Raw genomic sequence first — 20790 nt, 5'->3', positions numbered from 1 at the left:
CCAGGTTTCCGGCATGTCGACGTCCGGGGCGGAGCGCGCGCCCCTCGTCCAGGAACACGGACCGGCAGGCCGGACGCACCGAGGGCGCTCGCAGCGCCTGAGCCGTGCGGCTGCGCTCTTGCCCCGGAGCGAGGAGGTAGTCGCGGAGCCGAGGGCCAGCCGCATCGCGCGCGGTCCAGGCGCGGTGTTCGACAGGCTCCCAGCCCGGAGAAGGCAGGCTGGCACCGGGTCGTCGTGGTGGCAGCTGTAGGGTCGGGTTCGGCGACGCGGTTCGCCGCGGGAGGGACGCGATGCTGACGAAGCCACGGCGCTTGCGGGCAGGCGACCGGCTGGCCGCGGTCTCCTTGTCGTGGGGCGGCGCGGGGACCTTCCCCCACCGCTACGAGGCCGGCAAGCGGCAGCTCGAGGAGGCGTTCGGGGTCGAGATCGTCGAGATGCCGCACACGCTCGCGGACGCGGCCACACTGGCGGCGAAGCCCGCGGCGCGGGCCGACGATCTCCATCGTGCGTTCGCCGATCCGGACATCGCCGGCGTCGTGTCGGTGATCGGCGGTGACGACTCGATCCGGCTCCTCCCGCACCTCGACCTCGACCTGCTGGCCGCGAACCCCAAGGTGTTCCTCGGCTACTCCGACACCACCATCACCCAGATGGCGCTGCTGCGTGCCGGCGTCGTGTCGTTCTACGGCCCGGCCATCATGGCCGGCTTCGCGGAGAACGCCGGTCTGCACGACTACCTCGTCGACGGCATCCGTCGGACCCTGTTCGAGCCCACGGCACCGCTCCAGTGGCCGGAGAACCGCGGCGGCTGGACGGTCGAGCAGCGCGACTGGGCGGATCCGGCCGACCAGCAGCAGGCACGGGCACTGCAGCCGCCTACGGGGTGGCGGTGGCACGGCGGCGTCGTGCACGAAGGCCCGTCGCTCGTGGGATGCCTCGAGGTGCTGGACTTCCTGCGTGGCACGGCGTGGTGGCCGTCGCTCGAGGGCGTGGTGCTCTTCCTGGAGACGAGCGAGGACCAACCTCCTCCAGAACGCCTCACCTACCTGCTGCGCACGCTGGCGCTGACGGGAGAGCTCGAGCGGTTGGCCGGCCTCGTCTTCGGTCGTCCCGGCGGCGCGAACCTGCCGGTCGAGGAGCACGGGCGGTACGACGACGCCATCCTCGACGTCGTGCGCGGGGAGCAGGGCCTCCACGACCTGCCCGTCGTCACCAACGTCGACTTCGGGCACACCGACCCGATCTGGACCGTCCCGCAGGGCACGAGGGTCCGCATCGATCCGGCGACCCGGGCGATCACGTTCTGCGAGACCGCTGTGCGGTGACCGGTGCGAGGTCGTCGATCACGCGCGGACGACCAGCACGGAGCCGGGCGCGCGGCGGACCGTGCCGGCGCCGGTGGGCCGCAGCAGTCGCCCGGCCACCGAGCCGGAGCGGCCGGCGGCGACGACCAGCAACCCGGCCCCGAGCTCCGCCTGGACCTGGCCGATGACCCGGTCGGCGCTGTCGCCGTGGCGAAGGTGGGTCCCCTCGACCTCCCAGCCGGCGTCGGCAGCCGCCTCGGCCTCACGTTTCAGCAGCTGCTCGCCCTCGTCTTCGGTGGCGGTGCGCTGCCCCGGGGTCATGGGGCGGCCGCGCAACGTCGGTGAGGTCGATTTCGCGTGCACGAGGTGCAGGGGCGACGAGGTGGCGCGGCACAGGTCCACGGCGGCCAGCAGAGCGGCCCGGCTGCTCTCGCTGCCATCGGTCGCGACGAGCACCGTGGTGGGCAAGAAGGGCATCGACGGGCCTCCTCAGATGAACGGGATGATGACGGCGATGGTGAGCACGAACAGGGCACCGGCGAGCCAGCGGTAGTTCTGGTACTTCGGCTTTTCGGCGAGCTCGAGGCTCTCCTTGCGCCAGACGTCCCGGTCGAAGCTGACCTCCTCGAAGGTCGAGGGATCCGGCGCGGGGGTCGCGAGGGAGATCACGACAAAGGCGATCACGCTGATCGCGAACATGATGCCGGTGCCGTAGAGGAACTGGATCTCGATCAGCTCGAAGATCTCGGTCGCGAAGAAGGCGACCAGGCCCAGCGGGAAGATGGTCGCCAGCGTCCAGAAGCCGGCCTGCCGCGACGCGCGCTTCCAGAAGATCCCGCCGAGCAGGACGATCACGATCGGCATCGTCACGTACCCGAGGAAGGACTGGAAGAACTCGACGATGCCTTCGAAGGTGAGGATCACGGGCGCCCACGCGGCGGCGATGACCATGAACACGCCGACCAGGATGCGGCCGCGCAGCAACAGCTGCCGTTCGGTGTAGTCCCGGCGTTCCCGGATGAAGTCGTTGACGACCAGGCTGGAGGCGCCGTTGAGCACGGAGTCGAGGGTCGACATCAGCGCGGCGATCAGTGCCGCGACGATCAGGCCGCGCAACCCGACCGGCAGGATCTCGAAGACGAGGGCGGGCCAGGCCAGGTCGTCGTCGGGCAGCTCGTCGAAGAAGCCGCGGGCCAGGATGCCCGGGAAGATCAGCAGGATCAGCAGGGGCAGCTGCATGAAGCCGGCGAACAGGGCCCCCCAGCGGCCGTGGTCGAGGTTCTTCGCCGACAGGACCTTCTGGACCACCATGTGGTTGGTGATCCAGACGTAGAAGCCGAGCCAGATCGCGCCGGTGAACAACCCCGGCCAGGGCAGGAAGTCGTCGTCCGGGGGAGGAGCGATGGTGAAGCCGCCCTCGGGTGCGAGCTCCGGCAGAACCGACCAGTCGAAGTCGAAGTTGGCGAACGCCGCCACGAAGATGACGCCGCCGGCACCGAGCAGCAGGACCCCCTGGATCGTGTCGGTGATCATGACGGCCTGCAGACCGCCCAGCGCGACGTAGATGCCGCCGAGCAGGGCGATCGCGATGATGTGCACCATCAGCGGGACGTCGGGGAACAGCAGTGACAGCACGAGCGCACCGGCGAACATGGCGCCGGCGCTGTCGATGAGCATCCCGGTGACCACGTTGAAGGCGGAGAACGCCTTTCGTGACCTCTTGTCGTAGCGGCGCTCGAGGAACTCCGGGACGGTCTGGATCTTCGACTGCAGGTAGATCGGCAGGATCAGGACGGCGAAGAACACGAGGACGAGCGTCGCCATCCACTCGTAGTTCCAGACCGCGATGCCCTGGCTGTAGCCGGCACCGGCCAGCCCGAGGTACAGCGATCCGGAGAAGTTGGCGGAGATCAGCGCGAAGCCGACGAGCGGCCACACCATGCCGCGGCCGGCCAGGAAGAACCCCTCGGAGTCCTCCTTGCCGCGGCCGACCCAGAAGCCGATCCCGAGGATGCCCACGATGTAGGCGCCGATGATGGCCAGGTCGATCGTCGCGAGGTCGAACTCCGGCACGCGTGCTCCTTCCCCCGGCCGCCCTCTCCAGCGGTTGGGCCGAGCCAAGTAGTCGTCGCCGGCGCCCGCCGGGCGTGGCGGGGTGTTCGGCCAGTGACCTGCTCCGGTCCCGCTGGACGGAGTGGCGTGCCTCGGCGGTGTCTCGCCACCTCGGTCGGGACGTGCCGGCGCCGACGGCACGCCGGTTCCGCCCGTTCGGCAGGGGGCGGGCGGGTCCCCACCACGGCATCCGACGCTTACGGTCGGTGCCGTGGAACCGGTGACCCGACGACGTGTCGGCGGACGATACGAACTCGTCCGCCGGATCGCCCGTGGGGGCGGCGGCACCGTGTGGCAGGCCACCGACGAGACGCTCGGCCGTCCCGTCGCCGTCAAAGAGGTGGAGATCCCGGACGAGTTGTCCGACGAGGAGCGGGTACGCCTGCGCCGCCGGGTGCTGGCCGAGGCACGCGCCGCCGCCCGTCTGGACCATCCCGGTGCCGTCGTGGTCCACGACGTCATCGACGACGGTGACGTGGTGCATCTGGTCATGGAGTACGTCGCCGCGCCGACGCTGCGCCAACGGGTGCAGGAACAGGGGCCCCTGCCGGAGGCGGCGGCGGCGGCGCTGGGCTTCGGGCTCCTCGAGGTGCTCTCGGAGGCGCATCGCCGCGGCGTCGTCCACCGCGACGTGAAGCCGAGCAACGTCTTCGTCCTCGACGACGGCACGGTGAAGTTGGCCGACTTCGGCATCGCGGCGCTGGCGGGCGAGGTCAGCCTGACCCGCACGGGCGTCGCGCTCGGGTCACCGAGCTACCTCGCCCCGGAGCAGGCCCGCGGGGAGGCGGCCGCCCCGCCGGCCGACCTGTGGGGGCTGGGCGCCACGCTGTACTTCGCGGTGGAGGGCGCGCCGCCCTTCGAGCGGCGCACGCCGCTGGCAACGGTCCACGCGGTGGTCAACGAGCCCGCGCGGCCCTTCGAACGCGCCGACGCCATGCGCGACACGCTGACCGCCCTGCTGCGCAAGGACCCCGCGGCCCGTCCCGACGCCGACCGCGTGCGCGAGCAGTTGGCGACCGTGGCCGGCATCCCGGCCTCCGCGATGACGCTGGCCGCCGACGACGTCGCCGCCACGGTGGCCGGGCCCGTCGGCGCAGCCGTCCGTGGCCCGGCGAACGACGACACACCGCCCCTGGAGGCGGAAGGGAGGACCGTCACCGGCGGTTCCGCCGGCCGACGCCGGTCGATGATCCTGGCCGCGGTGGCGATGCTGGCCATCGTCGCCGCCCTGGTCTTCGTGCTCGGCGGTGACGACGGGACGCCCGACGAGGCCGATCCGCCGGTGGCGCAGGGCGGATCCACGGACGAGGCGTCCCCCGACACCGCCGAACGGACGCCCGCCGACGACGAGACCACCGAGGACGCCACCGAGGACGCCCCCGACGACGCCACCGACGAGGCGACCGGCGACGCCGGAGACGCCGGCGCCGACGAGGCACCGACCGACGACGCCGCCACCGGCACCACCGAACCGGCCGACGGCAACGAGGACGCGCCCGCGGGCGACGAGTCGTTCGCCGTCCCGGAGAGCGACCCACCCGGCGACTGGCAGGTCGTCGAAGGGGCGACCTACCGGGTCGCCGTCCCGCCGGACTGGCAGGAGCGGGCCGCCGACGGCAACCGCACCGACTGGGTCGATCCCGAGACGGGGGCGTACCTGCGGGTGGACTGGACCGACGACCCCGCCTCGGACCCCGTGGCGGACTGGGAAGCCGCGGAGGCCGCGTTCGCGCAGCGCCAGTCCGACTACGAACGCGTGCGCCTGCAACCGGCGACCTACCGCGACTGGGACGCGGCGATGTGGGAGTACACCTACGCCAGCGGCGGCGCGTCGCTGCAGGCGATCAACCTCAACGTGCTCGCCGACGACCTCGGGCACGCGTACGCACTCAACCTCCAGGCGCCGGCCGGGAACTGGGACGAGGTCGCCCAGCAGTTCCCGGCGATCGCCGGGAGCTTCGAACCGACGGTGGGTGGATGATGCGCGTCGTGGTGACCGGTGCCACCGGCAACGTCGGCACCAGCGTGGTGCGGAGCCTGAGCGCCGACGACGCCGTCGACGAGGTGGTGGGGGTGGCCCGCCACCTGCCGGAGGGCGAGTCGCCTCCGAAGGTCACCTGGGCGCAGGGCGACGTGCTGGACCGCGACGGTCTGCGGCGGCTCGTACGGGGCGCCGACGCGGTGGTGCACCTGACCTGGCTCATCCAGCCCAGTCGTGACCTGTCACGGCTGTGGGACGTCAACGTGGTCGGCAGCGTGAACGTCGCCGACGCCGTCGCGGCCGAGGGCGTGCCGGTGCTGGTCCACGCGTCGTCGGTCGGCGCCTACTCGCCCGGACCGGAGGACGGCCGCGCCGTCGACGAGTCGTGGCCGACCCACGGGATCGCCACCTCGCCGTACTCGCGGGAGAAGGCGTACGTCGAACGCGTGCTCGACGCGCTGGAGGCTCGGGAGCCGTCACGGCGGGTCGTCCGCCTCCGGCCGGCGCTGCTGTTCAAGGCCGAGGCGGCCTCCCGCATGCGACGCCTGTTCCTGGGGTCGCTGTTCCCGAACGCGCTGGCGCGCGCGTCGGCGGTCCCCGTGCTGCCGGACGTGCCCGGACTGCGCTTCCAGGCCCTGCACACCGACGACGTCGCCGAGGCGTTCCGGGCGGCCGTCGTCCGTGACGTCCGGGGGGCGTTCAACCTCGCCGCCGACCCGGTCCTGGACCTCGAGGAACTGGCCGACCTCCTCGGTGCCCGCACCGTTCGGGTTCCCGTGCGGCTGGCGCGGACCGCGGTTCGGGCGACCTGGGCGGCCCGCCTGCACCCGGTCGACGTCGGCTGGTTCGACATCGCACTGCGTTGCCCGCTGCTGGACACCACGCGGGCCCGCACGGAGCTGGGCTGGCAGCCGCGCGTCTCGGCCACCGACGCCGTGCAGGAGGTCATCGCGGGGCTGCGCGAGCGCGCCGGCGGTCCGACCCCGGCGCTCGCGCCCGACACCGCCGAGGCACGGCCGGCCGAGTTCGCCACGGCACAGGGGGCACGGGAGATCGACCCGCACCCCGGCACGCCCACCGGCTGAGGACGACGACGTTGGACGACCAGGTCACACGGCCGGGACGCCACGGCACCGGCGGGCGCGTGCTGCTGGAGGGCGTGCTGGTCGCGGTGCTCTGGCTGCTGTTCGCCGGCAGCCTCCACTGGCACGACCTCGTGGTGGCCGGCCTGCTCGCGGTCGCCGCCGGCGTCGGTGGTGCGGCACTGCGCCGCCGGCTGGGTCACCGCCCCGCCACCGTGGCGACCTGGCTGCCACTGTTGCCGGCGATCGTCGTCGGACTCCTGCGCGACAGCTGGATCGTGACGTGCCGGTTCGTCGACCTGGTCCGGGGCCGGCGCGTCGCCGGCGAGATCGTCGAGGTGCCGTTCGTCGTCGGCCCCGCGTCCGCCGGCGCCGACGAGGAGGGCACCGACGTCCCCGCGGGCGCCGGCGACGCAGAGACCGCCGCGACGACGCGCCGGGTGGTCGCCACGATCGCGACGACGCTGCAGCCCAACTCCATCCTGCTCGGCTTCGACCACGAGCGCGACGTCGCGATCGTGCACCGGCTGAGCGACACGGACACGCCGCCGATCCATCCGCGCCTCACGGAACCGCGTTGATGGTCTGGACGGTCGCGGCCGTGACGGTGACCGCGCTGGTGGCGGTCGCCAGCATGGCGGTGCTGCGCGGCGACACGCTGACGCGCGTCGTGGGGTTGCAACTGACGGGGATGCTGGCGCCGATCGCCGCGGTCGTGTACGGCATCGCGTCCGGGCGGCTGGTCTTCTTCGAGGTGGCCGTCGCGCTGGCGGTGCTCACACTGGCCGGGTCGCTGGTGTACGCCCGCTCCCTGGAGCGCTGGCTGTGACCGCGCTCACGGCGGTCGCGCTGGGGGTCGTGCTGGTCACCGGCGTCGTGGCGGTCGGCGGGGTGCTGCTGGCGGTGGACGCCCTGGACCGGCTGCACTTCCTCGGCCCGCTCGCCCACGTCGGTTCCGCTGCGCTGCTGGTGGCCTGTGCGGCCTCGTTCGGGCTGAGCGGCACGACGGCGCGGGTCGCCGTCGTGGTCGGCGTGCTGCAGGTCGCCGCGCCGGTCGCGACACATGCCACCGCCCGGGCCGGACTGGTGCGCGGCGACGTCTCGCGGCTGCGGGACCACGCGCCGGACGTGGTCGAATGACGCTCGCACGGATCCTCGCGGTGCTCCTGGCCGGCGTCGTCGGCACGGCCGTGGTGATGACGCGCGACATCGTCCACCAGGCGCTGGTGTTCGGCCTGTTCGGGCTCGTGCTGGCCCTGGTGTTCCTGCTCTACCAGGCCCCTGACGCGGCGCTGGCGCAGGTGGTCGTCAGCGGCCTGGTCGTGCCGCTGCTGATCTTCGTCACGCTCGCCGAGCTGCGGGGACGCTCCGAATGAGCGCGCGCTCCCGGGACGTCAGACGCCGCCTGCTGGTCTTCGCCGTGTCCGGCGCCGTGCTGGGGACGGCATTGCTCGCTGGCCTGCTGGACCTCGCGCCGGCGACCTCCGCGGGCAGCGACCTCGCCGGCCTGCTGGTGGACGCCGCCGTCGAGCAGCGCTCGCCGAACGCCGTGTCCGGCGTGCTGTTCGACCTGCGCGCCACCGACACGCTCGGCGAGGCCCTGGCGCTGTTCGCCGCCTCCGCGGGCCTGCAGCTGGTGCTGCGCGAGCTGCCCGGCGAAGGTCGCCGCCACGAACCCCGCCGCGGTGCGCCCGGCCGGTCGGTCCCGGCGACGTCGGATGCCGTGCGTGCGGCCGCGCTCGCGCTGGTGGTGCCGACGGCGGTCTTCGCGGTGTACGTGACCTTCCGTGGGCACCTCAGCCTCGGTGGTGGGCTGCAGGCCGGCGCGTTGGCCGTCACGGCCCTGGCGCTGGTGTTCCTGGCCGGCCGCTACCGCGCGCAGCGTCATTTCGCCCCCGACCGGCAGCTCGACGTCCTGGAGGCGGTGAGCCTCGGCGGCTACGTGCTGGTCGGGCTCGCCGGCCTGGTCGTCGCGGGCGCGTTCCTGACCAACGTGCTGCCGCTGGGCGCGCTCGGCGAACTGGTGTCGTCGGGGACGATCCTGGCGCTCAGCTTCCTCGTGGCCATCGAGGCCGGCGCCGCCGTGCTGCTGATCGTCGCCGAGGTCCAGGAGGAGCCCCTCGAGCGGGAGGAGCCGGCGTGAGCGCGGTGGTCGACGCGCTCCCGCTGCTGGTCGCGGCCTGGCTGATCCTCGCCGGCCTGTACGGGATCGTCGCCACCCGCGACCTGCAGCACACCGTGCTGTGCACGTCGCTGGTCCACGCCGGCGCCTGGCTGCTGCTGGTCGGCGTCGGCCACACGGAGGGCGCGACCGCACCGGTGATCGACGAGGACGTCGGTGCGGGCGCCGCGCTGGCCGATCCGCTCGTGCAGGCGCTGGCCGTCACCGACATCGTGGTCGGCGTCGCGGTCACCGCGTTGCTGCTGGCCTGCGTCGTACGGATCAAGCGCCGCTACGACACGCTCGACCCGGCGGACCTGGACGTGCTGCGTGGGTGAGGGAGCGGGGCTGCTCCCGTTGCTGGTCGCGATCCCGCTGCTGGGCGCGGCACTGACGCGGGTCCCGGGCGTGCACGCGACCAGGCGGGCACCGGACGTGGTGGCGATCGCCGCGGCCGCCGCCACGACCGCGATCGGCGCCGTCGTGACGGTCCGCGCCGCAGCCGGCCCGCTGGTGCACCACCTCGGCGACTGGGGGCCGGTGGACGGCCTGCCGGTCGGGATCCCGTTCGTCGCCGATCCACTGGCGGCCGGCTTCGTCACGCTCACGAGCGCACTGGTGACGGCCGTGTTCGTGCACTTCGCCGCCGCGGGTGCCCGCGGCGGCGGGCTCACGCACGTCCTGACCGCGCTGCTGCTGGCGGCCGCCAACGGGTTCCTGCTGGCCGGCGACCTCTTCACGATGTTCGTGTTCCTCGAGCTGATGGGCATCACGGTCTACGCCATCACCGCCGGGAAGACCGACGACCCGGCGGCGTTGCCGGCGGCCGTGAACATGGCCGTCACCAGCACGATCGGCGCGGTGCTCGTGCTCTCCGGTGTCGGGCTCCTGCACGGGCGGCTGGGCACGCCGAACCTGGCGGCGGCCGGTGCGGCCCTGCCCGAGGAGGCCTGGGGGGTCGGGCTCGCGCTGGCCGTCGGGATGGTGGTGACCGGGCTCGCGGTGAAGGCCGGGCTGGTGCCGTTCCACTTCGCTCACGCCGACCTGCACACCGCGACGACGGTCCAGCACGCCGGGCTGTTCGGCGCCGTCCTGCTCCCGCTGGCCCTCTACGGCATCGCCCGCATCGAGGTGGTGGCGCTCGGCGGCGGCGACGACCCGGCGTCACCGGTCGCGCTGGCGTTGCTGGTCGGCGGCGCCGTCACGGCCGTGGTGGCCGGGATCATGAGCCTGTGCCAGAACCACCTCAAGCGGCTGTTGGCCTTCTCCAGCGTGTCCCACCTCGGGATCGCCGCCGCCGGGCTCGGGCTGGCGGCCCCCGAGGCGACCGCGGCCGTGGCGCTGTACGTGCTCGGCCACGCGCCGGTGAAGCTGGGGCTGCTGCTGCTGGCCGGGCTCGTGCTGCACCGCTGGGGTCACCTGCAGGTCGGCGAGCTGTCCGGGCGCGGCGCCCGGTTGCCGGTCGTGGTCGCGCTGCTGGCCCTCGGCGGGCTCGCACTGGCGGGTCTGCCGCCGTCGGGGCTGTACGCCGGCAAGGCCGCGCTGTCCGGGGCGGCCGAGGACGCCGGCCGCTACGCGGTGGTCCCGGTGCTGTACGCCGCCGCGGTCCTGACCGGGGCCGCCGCCCTGCGGCACGTCGTGCACCTGGTGACCGGCTGGCCGGTCGCCGCCGATCCGCACGGCAAGGTCGCCGAGGACCACCCCGAGCCCGAGGACCACCAGCCGGCCGCCTTCGTCTGGCTCCCGGCCGTGCTGATCGTCGCCGGCGTCGTCGTGCCGCTGCTGCCGGGCACGGAGACCAGTGTGGCGCGCGCCGCCGGCATGTTCCACGACCGCGCTGCCTACGTCGCCGCCGTCCTGGACCGCGCCCCACCGGCGCGGGCCGCGGGCCCGGATGCGCCCGACGTGTGGGGCGCCTCGTCACTGGCGACGGGGCTGTTGGCGGGCGTCGCGGCCGTGCTCGGCGGCCTGGTGGCGGCGCGCTGGCGCGGTCGCCGCAGGCCGGGCCGGCTGGGGGCGCCCGTCCGGGCCCTGCGCGGGCTGCACACCGCCCACGTCGGCGACTACACGGCCTGGCTCACCGCCGGCGCTGCCGTCCTGGTCTGGTGGGTGGTGCTGTCCGGCCGCGGCGCCGGATAGCACGACCCCCGGCGACCTGGTACGAGTCGCCTCCGACCCGCTTTCCACCACCCCGAGCACCGGCCAGGAGTTCCGCGATGACCGACGCACCCCGCCCGCTCGGCGACACCGGCCGGGAGGTCCCGCCGATCGGCCTCGGCTGCTGGCAGTTCGGTGGTGACTGGGGACAGGTCACCGAGGCGGACGCGCTGGCGACGTTGCACGCCGCGGTCGAGGACGGCGTGCGCCTGCTCGACACCGCCGACGTGTACGGCGACGGGCGCAGCGAACGGCTGGTCGCCGCCTTCCGACGCGACCTCGGGCCGGACGCCGACGAGCTGTTCGTCGCCACGAAGGTGGGCCGGCGCGCCGACCCTCACGTGGCCGCGGCCTACACCCCTGAGGCGCTGCGCGACTGGGTCGAGCGCTGTCGCACCAACCTCGAGATGGAGGCGCTCGACCTCGTCCAACTGCACTGCCCACCGCCCGAGGTGCTGGAGGACGACGAGGTGTTCGCCGCCCTGGACGCGATGCGCGAGGACGGACTCGTGCGTGCCTACGGCGTCAGCGTGGAGACGGTCGCGGAGGCGATCCGGGCGTTGGAACGCCCAGGCGTCGCCTGCCTGCAGATCATCGTCAACGCGTTCCGGCAGAAGCCGCTCGACGAGGTGCTGCCCCGGGCGGCGGCACAGAAAGTCGGGATCCTGGCGCGGGTCCCGTTGGCCAGCGGGCTGCTGTCGGGTCGTTTCAACGAGGACACGACCTTCGCCGCGGACGACCACCGCAACTTCAACCGGCACGGCGAGGCCTTCGACGTGGGCGAGACCTTCGCCGGCGTGCCGTTCGAGGTCGGCGTGGCCGCGGCCCGCGAGTTCGCCGCGCTGGCACCCGAGGGCGTGACCCCCGCCCAGCTGGCGCTGCGCTGGCTGGCCGACCAGCACGGCGTCACCGCGGCCATCCCCGGGGCCCGCAATCCCGACCAGGCGCGAGCCAACGCGGCCGTGCTCTCGCTGCCGCCGGTCGACGAGTCGACGGCGCAAGCCATCAAGGAGCTGTACGACCGGCAGGTCCGCGAGCACGTGCACGACCGCTGGTGAGCGGCCTCACCCGGTGACGGTTTCGGGCCCGTCCGGCAGCTCGACCGTCACGGCGACGACCCGGAACGTGCCCGCGCCGTCGTCGTCGAGCTCGACGGTCTTGCGGCCCAGCACGTAGTCCTCGGTCAGCATCATCTGCTCGCCACCGCGCCGGCCGACCCGCACGTCGGGCGCGAGCTCGTCCTCCGCCAGCCCGACCATCGCCCGGGCCGTCTCGCGCTCGGCCTCGGGGACGAACCCGTCGGCGCCGGCAGCGGGCTCGATGACCGTGTCGACGCAGTCGGGGGCGTCGGCGGCGCACATGCCGGCACTCGGACCGGCGTCGCCGCTGGAGACGGCTTGGTCGGGACCAGACGTGGCAGCGGTGGCACCATTGCCGCAGCCGGCCGTCGCGACGACGAGGGCGGTCAGCGCCGCCAGGAGGGTGGGGACGCGCATCGCGACGGTCCTTTTCACGACCGGCGGGCCGCCGTCCGGCCCGCGTCGTGACGTGAGACGTCGTCGGCCGCCGTGCGGTTGCAGGCGGCACCCGGGTAGCGTGCCGACCCCGCTCCCGTGACGACTGGACCGACCGTGACCGACGTGCGGCCACGCGCCGTGATCTTCGACCTCGACGGCGTCATCACCGACACCGCCGAGCAGCACTATCAGGGTTGGCAGCGCCTCGCCGACGAGGAGGGGCTGCCCTTCGACCGCACGGCCAACGAGGCCCTGCGCGGCCTGTCGCGCCGCGAGTCGCTGCTCGCCCTGCTCGGCGACCGGCAGGTCGACGAGCCCACCCTCGAGGCGTGGATGGAGCGCAAGAACCGCTACTACGTCGACTCCCTGGCCGGCATGACGCCCGACGACGCCCTGCCCGGCGCGGTCGACCTCGTCGACGACGCCAAGCGGCGCGGTCTGAAGGTCGCGATCGGTTCGTCCAGCAAGAACGCCGGGCTGGTGCTGGAGAAGCTGCAACTCACGGACCGCTTCGACGCCGTCGCCGACGGGCACAGCGTCGAGCGGGCGAAGCCGGCCCCGGACCTGTTCCTCGAGGCCGCCCGTCGGCTGGACGTCCCGCCCGGACAGTGCGTGGTCGTCGAGGACGCCACGTCGGGGGTGGACGCCGCCCTGGCGGCCGGCATGGTCGCCGTCGGCGTCGGTCCCGCCGATCGGGTCGGGCACGCGACGTACCGCTTCGACACGCCCGCCGACATCGATCTCGGTGTCGTGCTGGGGGAGGGGCCGGCATGACCGCCTCGGCCGCGCCCACCACCGCCCGTCCGGCCCTGCGCACGCCGTTGCTCGTCGTCGCCTGGCTCGTGGCGCTCGGGATCCTGACCCAGGCTGCGCTCGCGGGGCAGGCACTGTTCGTCGACGGCGGCCTGTTCGGACTCCACGGCGGCGTCGGCCACGGTGTGCTGCTGCTGTCGGTCGTCCTGACCGGGCTGGTCCTCGTCGCACGCGCGGGCTCCCTGCCGCTGGCGCTGGCGATCCTGCTCGTGGTCGGCCTGGTCGGCCAGACCGGACTCGGCTACGTCGGTCACCGCACCGGCAGCGCCGTCGCCTCCTCGGTGCACGTCCCGTTGGGGGTCAGCCTGCTGGGCCTGTCGGTCGCCCTGGCGGTGCTGCTGGCCCGGCCGGCACGCGCGTGAGCGCACCGCTGGTCCTGCTGCCACCCTCGAAGGGCAAGGCCGAGGGCGGCGAGCAGCCCACCTACGGCGAGGTCGTGGCCCGCGACGGCGGCGCGTTGGGAGACGCCCGCCGGCAGGTGCTGGCGGCCGTGCTGGACGACGTCGACGCCCTCGACGACGCGGCGCTGGCGCGCCTCGCCGGCGTCGGCACCGGCAGGGTCGCCGACGCCCGCAAGCTGCTGGTCGGCCTGCCCGCGGCGCCGACCATGCCCGCCCACCGGCGCTATCGCGGGGTCGTGCACGGCAACGCCGGACTGGCCGAACTGGACCCGGAAGGCGCGGGCGCTGACGTGCGCGTGGTGTCCGCGCTGCTCGGCCTGGCCGCCATGGCCGACCCCGTGCCCGACTACCGCCTCGAGGTGGCCGCGCGCCTGCCGTCGCTGGGCGGCCTGGGCGGCTGGTGGCGCGAACGGGTCGCCGAGGAACTGGCGCGGCTCGGCCAGGGGCGGCGGGTGTGGGATCTGCTGCCCGCCGAGCACGCCCGGGTCTGGGACGCGGGCGTGCGCCGCGACCTCGACGTCGTTTCGGTCCGCTTCGTGCGCCCCGACGGTCGGGCGGCCAACGCCGCGCGCACGAAGGTCTGCAAGGGGCGGCTGACGGCGACACTGCTCGCGCACCCGGATCTCGACGCCGTCGGACTGACCCGCCGGGCGGACCCGGGCGCGGGCTGGCAGTTGGAAGCCAGCGGCGCCGACGTCACGGCGATCTGCCGGATCTGACCGGTCTCGTGGCGGCGGACACCGCCGCACGGCCGGGACCGCCTGCACGTCGGTGGGCGTTCGGCGCGCTGTCCTAGCCCTCCTCACGGCGGGAAGACGGGCGAGAGCGAGGTCGTCGTGGCCGAACAACGTGAACAGTGGGGGAGCCGGGCCGGATTCCTGCTGGCCGCCATCGGCTCCGCCATCGGACTGGGCAACATCTGGCGGTTCCCCTACGTCGCCTACGACAACGGCGGCGGTGCCTTCCTCGTGCCCTACCTGGTCGCGCTGCTGACGGCCGGGATCCCGCTGCTCGTGCTGGAGTACGCGCTCGGTCACCGCTTCCGCGGCAGCGCCCCGCTGACCTTCCGCCGCCTGCACCCCCGTGCCGAGGTGCTCGGGTGGTGGCAGGTCGGCGTGTGCCTGCTGATCGCCAGCTACTACGCGGTCGTCATCGCCTGGGCTGCGGCCTACACGTGGTTCGCGTTCGACCTCGCGTGGGGCGACGACCCCGAGGCATTCCTCTTCGAGAGCTACTGGGCCGCCAGCGAGCCCTGGCAGCTCGGCGGCATGCGGCTGGGCGTGCTGGTCCCGCTGGTCGCCATCTGGCTGGTGACCCTGGGCGTGCTCGCCAGCGGGGTGCGTCGCGGTGTCGAGCGCGCCAACCGCATCCTGATCCCGCTGCTGGTGGTCACCTTCGGCGTGCTGGTGGTGCGCGCCCTGACCCTTCCCGGCGCCACCGAGGGGCTGGACGCGTTCTTCACGCCCGACTGGGGCGCGCTCGGCGACGGCGGCATCTGGGTGGCCGCGTACGGGCAGATCTTCTTCTCCCTGTCCGTCGGCTTCGCGATCATGATCACGTACGCGAGCTACCTGCCGCGTCGCGGCGCCGACCTGACCACCAACGGCTTCATCGCGGGGTTCGCCAACTCGTCGTTCGAGTTGCTCGCCGGCATCGGCGTGTTCGCCGCGATCGGGTTCCTGGCCGCGTCGCAGGGCGCCGCCGTGGACGAGGTCGCCACCGGCGGGGTGGGCCTCGCGTTCGTGGTCTTCCCGACCATCGTGTCGGAGCTGCCGGCCCTGAACCGGGTGTTCGGGGTGCTGTTCTTCGCCTCGCTCGTCGCCGCCGGACTGTCGTCGCTGATCTCCATCACCGAGGCCAGCGCGTCGGCCGTGATCGACAAGTTCGGCTGGAGCCGCGCCAAGGCCGTTGGCGTGATCGGCGGCGGGACGGCCGTGGTGTCGTTGTTCTACGCGACCGGGCTCGGCCCGACGCTGCTGGACGTGGTCGACAACTTCGTGAACAACTTCGGCGTGGCCGCGGTCGGGCTCGCCGAGGTGATCGTGGTCGCCTGGGCACTGCGCCGGCTGTCGGAGCTGCGCCAGCACGCCGACGCCGTGTCCGAACTGCCGCTGGGCGGCTGGTGGTCGGGCGCGCTCGTCGGGGTGACGCCGCTGCTGCTGGGTGCGGTCACCATCGACAACCTGCGGCGTGAGTTGGCCGAGCCCTACGAGGGGCTGCCGGTCGACTTCCTGGTGGTCTTCGGCTGGGGCGCCGCCGCGCTGGCCCTGGTCATCGGCGTGCTGTTCACCGCCCGCCCCTGGCACGAGTCGGTGCCGGTCGAGTTCGATCCGGAGATGTCGGCATGAGCACGTCCGCCGTGGTCCTGATGGTCATCGCCCTCGTGCTCGTGTGGGGCGGGCTGGTCGCGAGCCTGTCCTTCGCGGTCGTCCGCTCGCGCCGCAGTGCGCCGCCCGTGCGGGACACCTGACGCACCGCCCGCGCCGGTGTGTGGCGACCCGCCGTCCGCGCGTCAGGCGCACGGCACGTGCGGACGGTCACTCGATGTCCCGATGTTCAGGGGATCCGCGCCGTGGGGGCCGTTCACTGTGCGTAAGGGCCCGACTGCTCAGCGTGGGCGGGGGCCGGGGAGGGGACCAGGGATGACCGACGACGCCCGTCGCGAGCACACGGCCACGATCGACGCCGGCGGGCGGCAGCGCTCCGACAGCGTCGCGGCCGCGCTCGGCGGGGCGTTCCTCGGTGCCTCGGCGGCCGACGTCGGGACCGCTCGCGAGCGGCGCCGGCAGGCCCGGTTGCGCACGCTCGCGGTGGTGCTGGCCGTTCCGCTGGCGTTCCTGTGGTACCGCATCCTCGACGGCCGCCCCTTCCAGGTCTTCGCGCTGCCGGGGCTGCCCGACGACCCGATCCTCTACGTCATCCCGCTGGTCTTCGTCGTCGCGCTGCTGGCGATCGTGGCGATGCCGCTGGCCAGCGGCCGCTCGCCCCACCTGACGTTCCGGCCCGAACAGATCGACGTCTCGCTCGCCGACGTCAAGGGCATCGACGCCATCGTCGAGGAGGTCGTGCGCACCCTCAACACGTTCCTCGGCTACGCCCGGTTCCGCGAGCAGCTGGGTGGCACCCCGCGCCGCGGGCTGCTGTTCGAGGGACCGCCGGGGACCGGCAAGACCCATCTCGCCAAGGCCCTGGCGCGCGAGGCCGGGGTGCCGTTCCTGTTCGTGTCCGCCACCAGCTTCCAATCGATGTGGTACGGGGCCACGGCCCGCAAGATCCGCGCCTACTTCCGCGCGCTGCGCAAGGCCGCCCGCCGCGAGGGCGGTGCGATCGGCTTCATCGAGGAGATCGACGCCATCGCGACGGCGCGCGGCGGCATGAACGCCACCCCGGCGCCCACCCTCATGGCGCCGTGCGGGCAGCCGACCGACCCGGCCCCCGCCCACGCGCACGAGCAGCACCTGCTCGAGGGGACGGGCCTGCGCCTGCAACGCATGATGAGCGAAGGCACCGGTGGGATCGTCAACGAGCTGCTGATCCAGATGCAATCGTTCGACCAGCCGCCCTGGCACGAGCGCGCCCGCAACGCCGTCAGCGACTGGATCAACGGCTTCCTGCCCCTGCACCGCCAGATCCAGCGCAAGCCGTCCGCGTACAACAACCTGCTGCTGATCGCGGCGACCAACCGCGCCGACCGGCTCGACCCCGCCATGCTGCGACCGGGCCGCTTCGATCGACGCCTGACGTTCGAGCCGCCCGCGCGCGCGGCCCGTCGCGACCTGATCGACCACTTCCTGGCCCGCAAGTCGCACGCCGCAGCGCTCGACGACCCCGAACTCCGCGACGCGCTGGCCGGCCAGACGTTCGGCTACACGCCGGTGATGATCGAGCACCTGCTCGACGAGGCGCTCCTGCACGCCCTGCGCGACGGTCGCGACGCGCTCGACTGGCGTGACGTCCAGGGCGCCCGCCTCAACGAGGAGGTGGGACTCAAGAACCCGGTCGTCTACACCGACCACGAGCGGCGCGTCGTCGCGACCCACGAAGCCGGACACGCCACCGTCGCCTTCCTCACCCAGCGCCGCAAGCTCGAGGTGCTGTCGATCGTGAAGCGCTCCGGTTCGCTGGGTCTGCTCGCCCACGGCGACCTCGACGAGGTCTACACGCGGGCGAAGAGCGAGCTGCAGGCCCTGGTCGACATCGCCATGGGCGGGATGGTCGCCGAGGAGTTGTACTTCGGCGAGTCCTCGACCGGGCCCAGCGGCGACCTGGTCGCGGCCACACGGGTGGCGTGCGAGGCCGTCGGCGCCGCCGGCATGGGCGGCAGCCTGGTGTCGCTGGCGGCGGTGCAGAACGGCCCGCTCGGCGACACGAACCTGGTCGGCCGCACCCTCGCCGACCCGGTCACGCGGCCCGAGGTCGACCGCCTGCTGGCGGTGTCCAAGGCGCGTGTGCGGGCGCTGATCGACGCGAACCGCCACATCCTCGAGGCGCTGCGCGACGCGCTCCTCGACCGCGACGAGCTGGTCGGTGACGAGATCACCGCGGTCGCCGAGGCGGCCGGCCCGCCGGTCACCGAGGGCCTGCGCGTCGAGCGCCGCGGTCAGGACCGCCGCCGCACCGATCACCTGGAAGGCGCCGAGGTCGCCACCCCCTGGGCCACCCCCGAGGAGGAACCCTCCGCCCGAGGCTGACCGCCAGGTGAGCGCTCCCGCCCGGCGCGCTGCTTCGACCTCGAGGGCGCTGAGGCCGATGGTGTCGCCGAATGAGCGTCCGAAACCCTCACCTGGCGGAAGACCGGGACGTACGCTGACGCGAGGTCCCGCGGGTGTGCACGCCGGCGGGTGGAGAGGGCGGACGTGTTGCCCTGGTACGTGGCCGGCCCGATCTTCGGGGCGCTGGTCGTGGCGCTCTACCTGCTGACGAACCAGCGGCTCGGCGTGTCGGGGTCGTACCTCCACCTCGGCTTCGTGATCCTCAGACGACCAGCGGATCCGTGGCGTCTGTGGTTCTTCGCCGGCCTGCTCGGCGGCGCCGCCACCGCGGCGGCGTTCCGTGGCCAGCTGGCTCCGAGTTCCTACTACGGAAAGCTGAGCGAGGTCCTGCCCGCCGGCGCGCTGCCGCCCGTCCTCGTCGTGGGCGGGGTGCTCGTCGGCTACGGCGCCCGGTGGGCCGGAGGCTGTACGTCGGGCAACGGCCTCGCTGGCTGTTCGACGCGATCTGCGGGCAGCCTCACCGCGACCGGCACCTTCTTCGCCACGGCGGTGGCCGTGACCTGGCTCGTGCACATCGCCACCGGGGGTGCGCTGTGAGGCTCGTCGGACTGCTGCTCGGGCTGGTGTTCGGCGCGGCGTTGTGGTTGAGCGGCATGGCCGACTACGACGTGATCCACCGCGGGTTGCTGTTCCAGGAGGCGCACCTGTACCTCATGATGGTCGCCTCGATCGGGACGGCAGCCCCTCTCCTGTGGCTGCTGGAGCGCCGCCGGTGGCGCACCCCGTTCGGTGGGCCGCTCAGGATCGGGCGGGAGCAGCCGCAGGCCAAGCACGTGAAGGGCGGGCTGACGTTCGGCGTCGGTTGGGCCGTCGCGGGCACGTGCCCGGGCGCGGTCGCCGCCATGGTCGCCGGCGGCCGCCTCAACGGCTTGTGGGTCATGCTCGGGATCGGTGTCGGCGTGCTCGTACGCGACGGCATGGAGCGCGCCTCGACACCGCCACCTGCCTCGACGACGCTGCACCCGACCACCGACCACGGGCACCGGACACCGAGCACGACCTGACCGACACCCGTCGACGCACGGTCGCGGCTGTGGCGCTCGGTCGAGCCAGCGACGCACCGGGGCGACGCCGGACCGACGTGCACCGCTCGTTCGACCTCGAGCCCGCTGGCGCGGGCGGCCGTCGTCAGACGTCGGGGTCCGTGACGAAGTCGATCAGCTCCTCGACGGCCCGGATCAGCGAGCGGTCGAGATCGCGCCAGGTGGTCACCGAGGTCCGGATCCGTCGCCACAGCTCCTGGTGGTCGGGGAAGCCGAGCCGCCGGGCGACGCCCTCCTTCCACGGCTCGCCGCGTGGCACCGTCGGCCAGGCGTCGATGCCGACCACCTCCGGACGCACCGCCTGCCACACGTCGACGAACGGGTGGCCGGTCACCAACACGTGGGGATGCCGCACGCTCGCCGCGATGCGGGCCTCCTTCGTGCCCGCGACGAGGTGGTCGAGCAGCACCCCCAGGCGACGGCCGCGACCGGGCGCGAACGCGCGCACGACGGCGTCCAGGTCGTCGGCGCCGTGCAGCACGTCCACGACCACGCCCTCGACGCGCAGGTCGTGGCCCCAGACCTGCTCGACGAGTTCGGCGTCGTGCACCCCCTCGACGAGGATGCGGCTGGCACGCGCCACGCGCGCCGGGGCATCGGCCACGGCCACCGAACCGCTGTTGGACACCGCGGGGGCCTTGGGCGCCGGCGCCGGCCGGGCAGGCGCGATCAGCCGCACGAGTTGGTCGTCGACGCGGAACAGACCCGGCTCGAGCGAGAACCGCCGCTCGCGTCCCCGCCGGTCGCGCAGCACCACCTCGCGGGCCGTGCAGCCAACGACCGTCCCCACGAACCCCCCGTCGGCCTCGACCAGCAGGCCGCGGGAGACCGTCACGGTGGGCACGACACGCCGGTGGGCGCGCGGGTCGGCGAGGACGTCGTCGCCGTAGCGGTCAGCCACGGCGGCTCACACCGGCGGTGCGGCGATCGGGGCGACGACCTCTTCCAGCCGGCCGGTCTCCACGTCGAACAGGTAGGCCCCGACCGCGAAGCCGTCGGGCCGGTCCGGCCAGGCCAGCAGCTGCCGGGCGTCGTCCCGCAGGGCGTCACGCGGGTCCGCGAAGGTGTGCCAGTCGCGGTCGGCCGGGGCGCGCCCCATCGTGACCGACATGCGGTCGTAGATGGTGCCCTCGGGGTCGTGCACCCCGCAGTTGGTGTGGGCGACCAGCGCGACCGCCCGGGTGCCGAGCAGGTGCGTCGACAGGGCCAGTGACCGGCGCACGTCGTCGGTGACCCGCGCGCCGGCGTTGCGGATGACGTGCGCTTCGCCGAGCTGCAGGCCAACGGCCGCGAACACGTCGATGCGGGCGTCCATGCAGGTGACGATCGCGAGTTGACGTGACGGCACGACCGGCAGGACCCGGTGGTCGCCACCGTCGGCGTAGGCCGCGTTGGCGGTCGTCAGCTCGGCGAAGACGTGCAGGGGGGCGTCGTGGTGCATCGTGTT

At 73.6% G+C, this 20790-nt stretch carries 24 protein-coding genes; 19 read left to right on the top strand and 5 right to left on the bottom strand.

Annotation, left to right across the window (positions count from 1 at the left end):
- Positions 1 to 290 precede the first annotated feature (290 nt).
- Positions 291 to 1325: a S66 peptidase family protein gene (locus tag ACERM0_RS01090; RefSeq protein ID WP_373676644.1), complete on the top strand. Its 1035-nt coding sequence runs from the start codon at positions 291 to 293 to the stop codon at positions 1323 to 1325.
- Positions 1326 to 1343: 18 nt separating this feature from the next.
- Here the strand turns inward: ACERM0_RS01090 and ACERM0_RS01085 are convergent, their stop codons facing one another.
- Together ACERM0_RS01085 and ACERM0_RS01080 are read right to left on the bottom strand one after the other, a co-directional pair.
- Positions 1344 to 1781 (bottom strand): universal stress protein, encoded by a 438-nt coding sequence (locus tag ACERM0_RS01085; RefSeq protein WP_373676643.1) that lies wholly within the window; start codon positions 1779 to 1781, stop codon positions 1344 to 1346.
- A gap of 12 nt (positions 1782 to 1793) precedes the next feature.
- Positions 1794 to 3377, bottom strand: coding sequence for a sodium/solute symporter (locus tag ACERM0_RS01080; protein WP_373676642.1), 1584 nt, complete (start codon positions 3375 to 3377; stop codon positions 1794 to 1796).
- A 250-nt stretch (positions 3378 to 3627) separates the two neighbouring features.
- Between ACERM0_RS01080 and ACERM0_RS01075 the strand changes: the two genes are divergently transcribed.
- The 10 genes from ACERM0_RS01075 to ACERM0_RS01030 all read left to right on the top strand — a co-directional run bounded on the left by ACERM0_RS01075 (position 3628) and on the right by ACERM0_RS01030 (position 11855).
- Positions 3628 to 5397: a protein kinase gene (locus ACERM0_RS01075; protein ID WP_373676641.1), complete on the top strand. Its 1770-nt coding sequence runs from the start codon at positions 3628 to 3630 to the stop codon at positions 5395 to 5397.
- Positions 5394 to 6482: an NAD-dependent epimerase/dehydratase family protein gene (locus ACERM0_RS01070; protein WP_373676639.1), complete on the top strand. Its 1089-nt coding sequence runs from the start codon at positions 5394 to 5396 to the stop codon at positions 6480 to 6482. Before ACERM0_RS01075 ends, ACERM0_RS01070 begins: the two co-directional genes overlap by 4 nt.
- A gap of 11 nt (positions 6483 to 6493) precedes the next feature.
- Complete coding sequence (locus tag ACERM0_RS01065; RefSeq protein ID WP_373676638.1) at positions 6494 to 7060, top strand: hypothetical protein; 567 nt, start codon at positions 6494 to 6496, stop codon at positions 7058 to 7060.
- Positions 7060 to 7308 (top strand): monovalent cation/H+ antiporter complex subunit F, encoded by a 249-nt coding sequence (locus ACERM0_RS01060; protein WP_373676637.1) that lies wholly within the window; start codon positions 7060 to 7062, stop codon positions 7306 to 7308. Before ACERM0_RS01065 ends, ACERM0_RS01060 begins: the two co-directional genes overlap by 1 nt.
- Positions 7305 to 7619, top strand: coding sequence for a monovalent cation/H(+) antiporter subunit G (locus tag ACERM0_RS01055; protein ID WP_373676636.1), 315 nt, complete (start codon positions 7305 to 7307; stop codon positions 7617 to 7619). The genes ACERM0_RS01060 and ACERM0_RS01055 overlap by 4 nt, the downstream gene beginning before the upstream one ends.
- Entirely contained in the window at positions 7616 to 7855 is a 240-nt protein-coding gene (locus ACERM0_RS01050; RefSeq protein WP_373676635.1) for a DUF4040 domain-containing protein, read from the top strand. Before ACERM0_RS01055 ends, ACERM0_RS01050 begins: the two co-directional genes overlap by 4 nt.
- Positions 7852 to 8622, top strand: coding sequence for an MnhB domain-containing protein (locus tag ACERM0_RS01045; protein WP_373676634.1), 771 nt, complete (start codon positions 7852 to 7854; stop codon positions 8620 to 8622). The genes ACERM0_RS01050 and ACERM0_RS01045 overlap by 4 nt, the downstream gene beginning before the upstream one ends.
- Entirely contained in the window at positions 8619 to 8978 is a 360-nt protein-coding gene (locus ACERM0_RS01040; protein ID WP_373676633.1) for a sodium:proton antiporter, read from the top strand. The genes ACERM0_RS01045 and ACERM0_RS01040 overlap by 4 nt, the downstream gene beginning before the upstream one ends.
- Complete coding sequence (locus ACERM0_RS01035) at positions 8971 to 10779, top strand: complex I subunit 5 family protein (protein ID WP_373676632.1); 1809 nt, start codon at positions 8971 to 8973, stop codon at positions 10777 to 10779. The genes ACERM0_RS01040 and ACERM0_RS01035 overlap by 8 nt, the downstream gene beginning before the upstream one ends.
- A 77-nt stretch (positions 10780 to 10856) precedes the next feature.
- A complete protein-coding gene (locus ACERM0_RS01030; protein WP_373676631.1) occupies positions 10857 to 11855 on the top strand; it encodes an aldo/keto reductase in 999 nt (332 codons plus the stop codon).
- Between the two features lie 6 nt (positions 11856 to 11861).
- Here ACERM0_RS01030 and ACERM0_RS01025 read toward each other — a convergent pair whose 3' ends face one another.
- Positions 11862 to 12293, bottom strand: a complete 432-nt coding sequence (locus ACERM0_RS01025; RefSeq protein WP_373676630.1) for a hypothetical protein — start codon at positions 12291 to 12293, stop codon at positions 11862 to 11864.
- Positions 12294 to 12428: 135 nt separating this feature from the next.
- Between ACERM0_RS01025 and pgmB the strand changes: the two genes are divergently transcribed.
- The 8 genes from pgmB to ACERM0_RS00985 all read left to right on the top strand — a co-directional run bounded on the left by pgmB (position 12429) and on the right by ACERM0_RS00985 (position 19304).
- The gene (pgmB, locus tag ACERM0_RS01020) at positions 12429 to 13088 is read left to right on the top strand and encodes a beta-phosphoglucomutase (RefSeq protein ID WP_373676629.1); all 660 of its coding nucleotides are present in this window, start codon (positions 12429 to 12431) and stop codon (positions 13086 to 13088) included.
- Positions 13085 to 13489, top strand: coding sequence for a DUF6220 domain-containing protein (locus ACERM0_RS01015; protein WP_373676628.1), 405 nt, complete (start codon positions 13085 to 13087; stop codon positions 13487 to 13489). Before pgmB ends, ACERM0_RS01015 begins: the two co-directional genes overlap by 4 nt.
- Complete coding sequence (gene yaaA, locus ACERM0_RS01010) at positions 13486 to 14247, top strand: peroxide stress protein YaaA (RefSeq protein ID WP_373676627.1); 762 nt, start codon at positions 13486 to 13488, stop codon at positions 14245 to 14247. Before ACERM0_RS01015 ends, yaaA begins: the two co-directional genes overlap by 4 nt.
- A gap of 117 nt (positions 14248 to 14364) precedes the next feature.
- A complete protein-coding gene (locus tag ACERM0_RS01005) occupies positions 14365 to 15876 on the top strand; it encodes a sodium-dependent transporter (protein ID WP_373676626.1) in 1512 nt (503 codons plus the stop codon).
- Positions 15873 to 15998 carry a methionine/alanine import family NSS transporter small subunit gene (locus ACERM0_RS01000; protein WP_373676625.1) on the top strand — a complete coding sequence of 42 codons (126 nt, stop codon included), beginning with the start codon at positions 15873 to 15875 and terminating at the stop codon, positions 15996 to 15998. The genes ACERM0_RS01005 and ACERM0_RS01000 overlap by 4 nt, the downstream gene beginning before the upstream one ends.
- A gap of 172 nt (positions 15999 to 16170) precedes the next feature.
- Positions 16171 to 18219, top strand: a complete 2049-nt coding sequence (locus ACERM0_RS00995; protein WP_373676624.1) for an AAA family ATPase — start codon at positions 16171 to 16173, stop codon at positions 18217 to 18219.
- Between the two features lie 165 nt (positions 18220 to 18384).
- On the top strand, positions 18385 to 18837 hold the full coding sequence (locus ACERM0_RS00990; RefSeq protein WP_373676623.1) for a YeeE/YedE family protein: 453 nt from the start codon (positions 18385 to 18387) through the stop codon (positions 18835 to 18837).
- Entirely contained in the window at positions 18834 to 19304 is a 471-nt protein-coding gene (locus ACERM0_RS00985) for a DUF6691 family protein (protein ID WP_373676622.1), read from the top strand. The genes ACERM0_RS00990 and ACERM0_RS00985 overlap by 4 nt, the downstream gene beginning before the upstream one ends.
- Positions 19305 to 19428: 124 nt before the next feature.
- Here the strand turns inward: ACERM0_RS00985 and ACERM0_RS00980 are convergent, their stop codons facing one another.
- Together ACERM0_RS00980 and ACERM0_RS00975 are read right to left on the bottom strand one after the other, a co-directional pair.
- The gene (locus ACERM0_RS00980) at positions 19429 to 20244 is read right to left on the bottom strand and encodes a DUF3097 family protein (RefSeq protein WP_373676621.1); all 816 of its coding nucleotides are present in this window, start codon (positions 20242 to 20244) and stop codon (positions 19429 to 19431) included.
- Between the two features lie 6 nt (positions 20245 to 20250).
- On the bottom strand, positions 20251 to 20784 hold the full coding sequence (locus ACERM0_RS00975; RefSeq protein WP_373676620.1) for a beta-class carbonic anhydrase: 534 nt from the start codon (positions 20782 to 20784) through the stop codon (positions 20251 to 20253).
- Between the last annotated feature and the right edge of the window lie 6 nt (positions 20785 to 20790).

The sequence above is a fragment of the Egicoccus sp. AB-alg2 genome (assembly GCF_041821065.1).
Taxonomy (GTDB): Bacteria; Actinomycetota; Nitriliruptoria; order Nitriliruptorales; family Nitriliruptoraceae; genus Egicoccus.
This window is presented reverse-complemented; position numbering and strand designations above follow the sequence as displayed.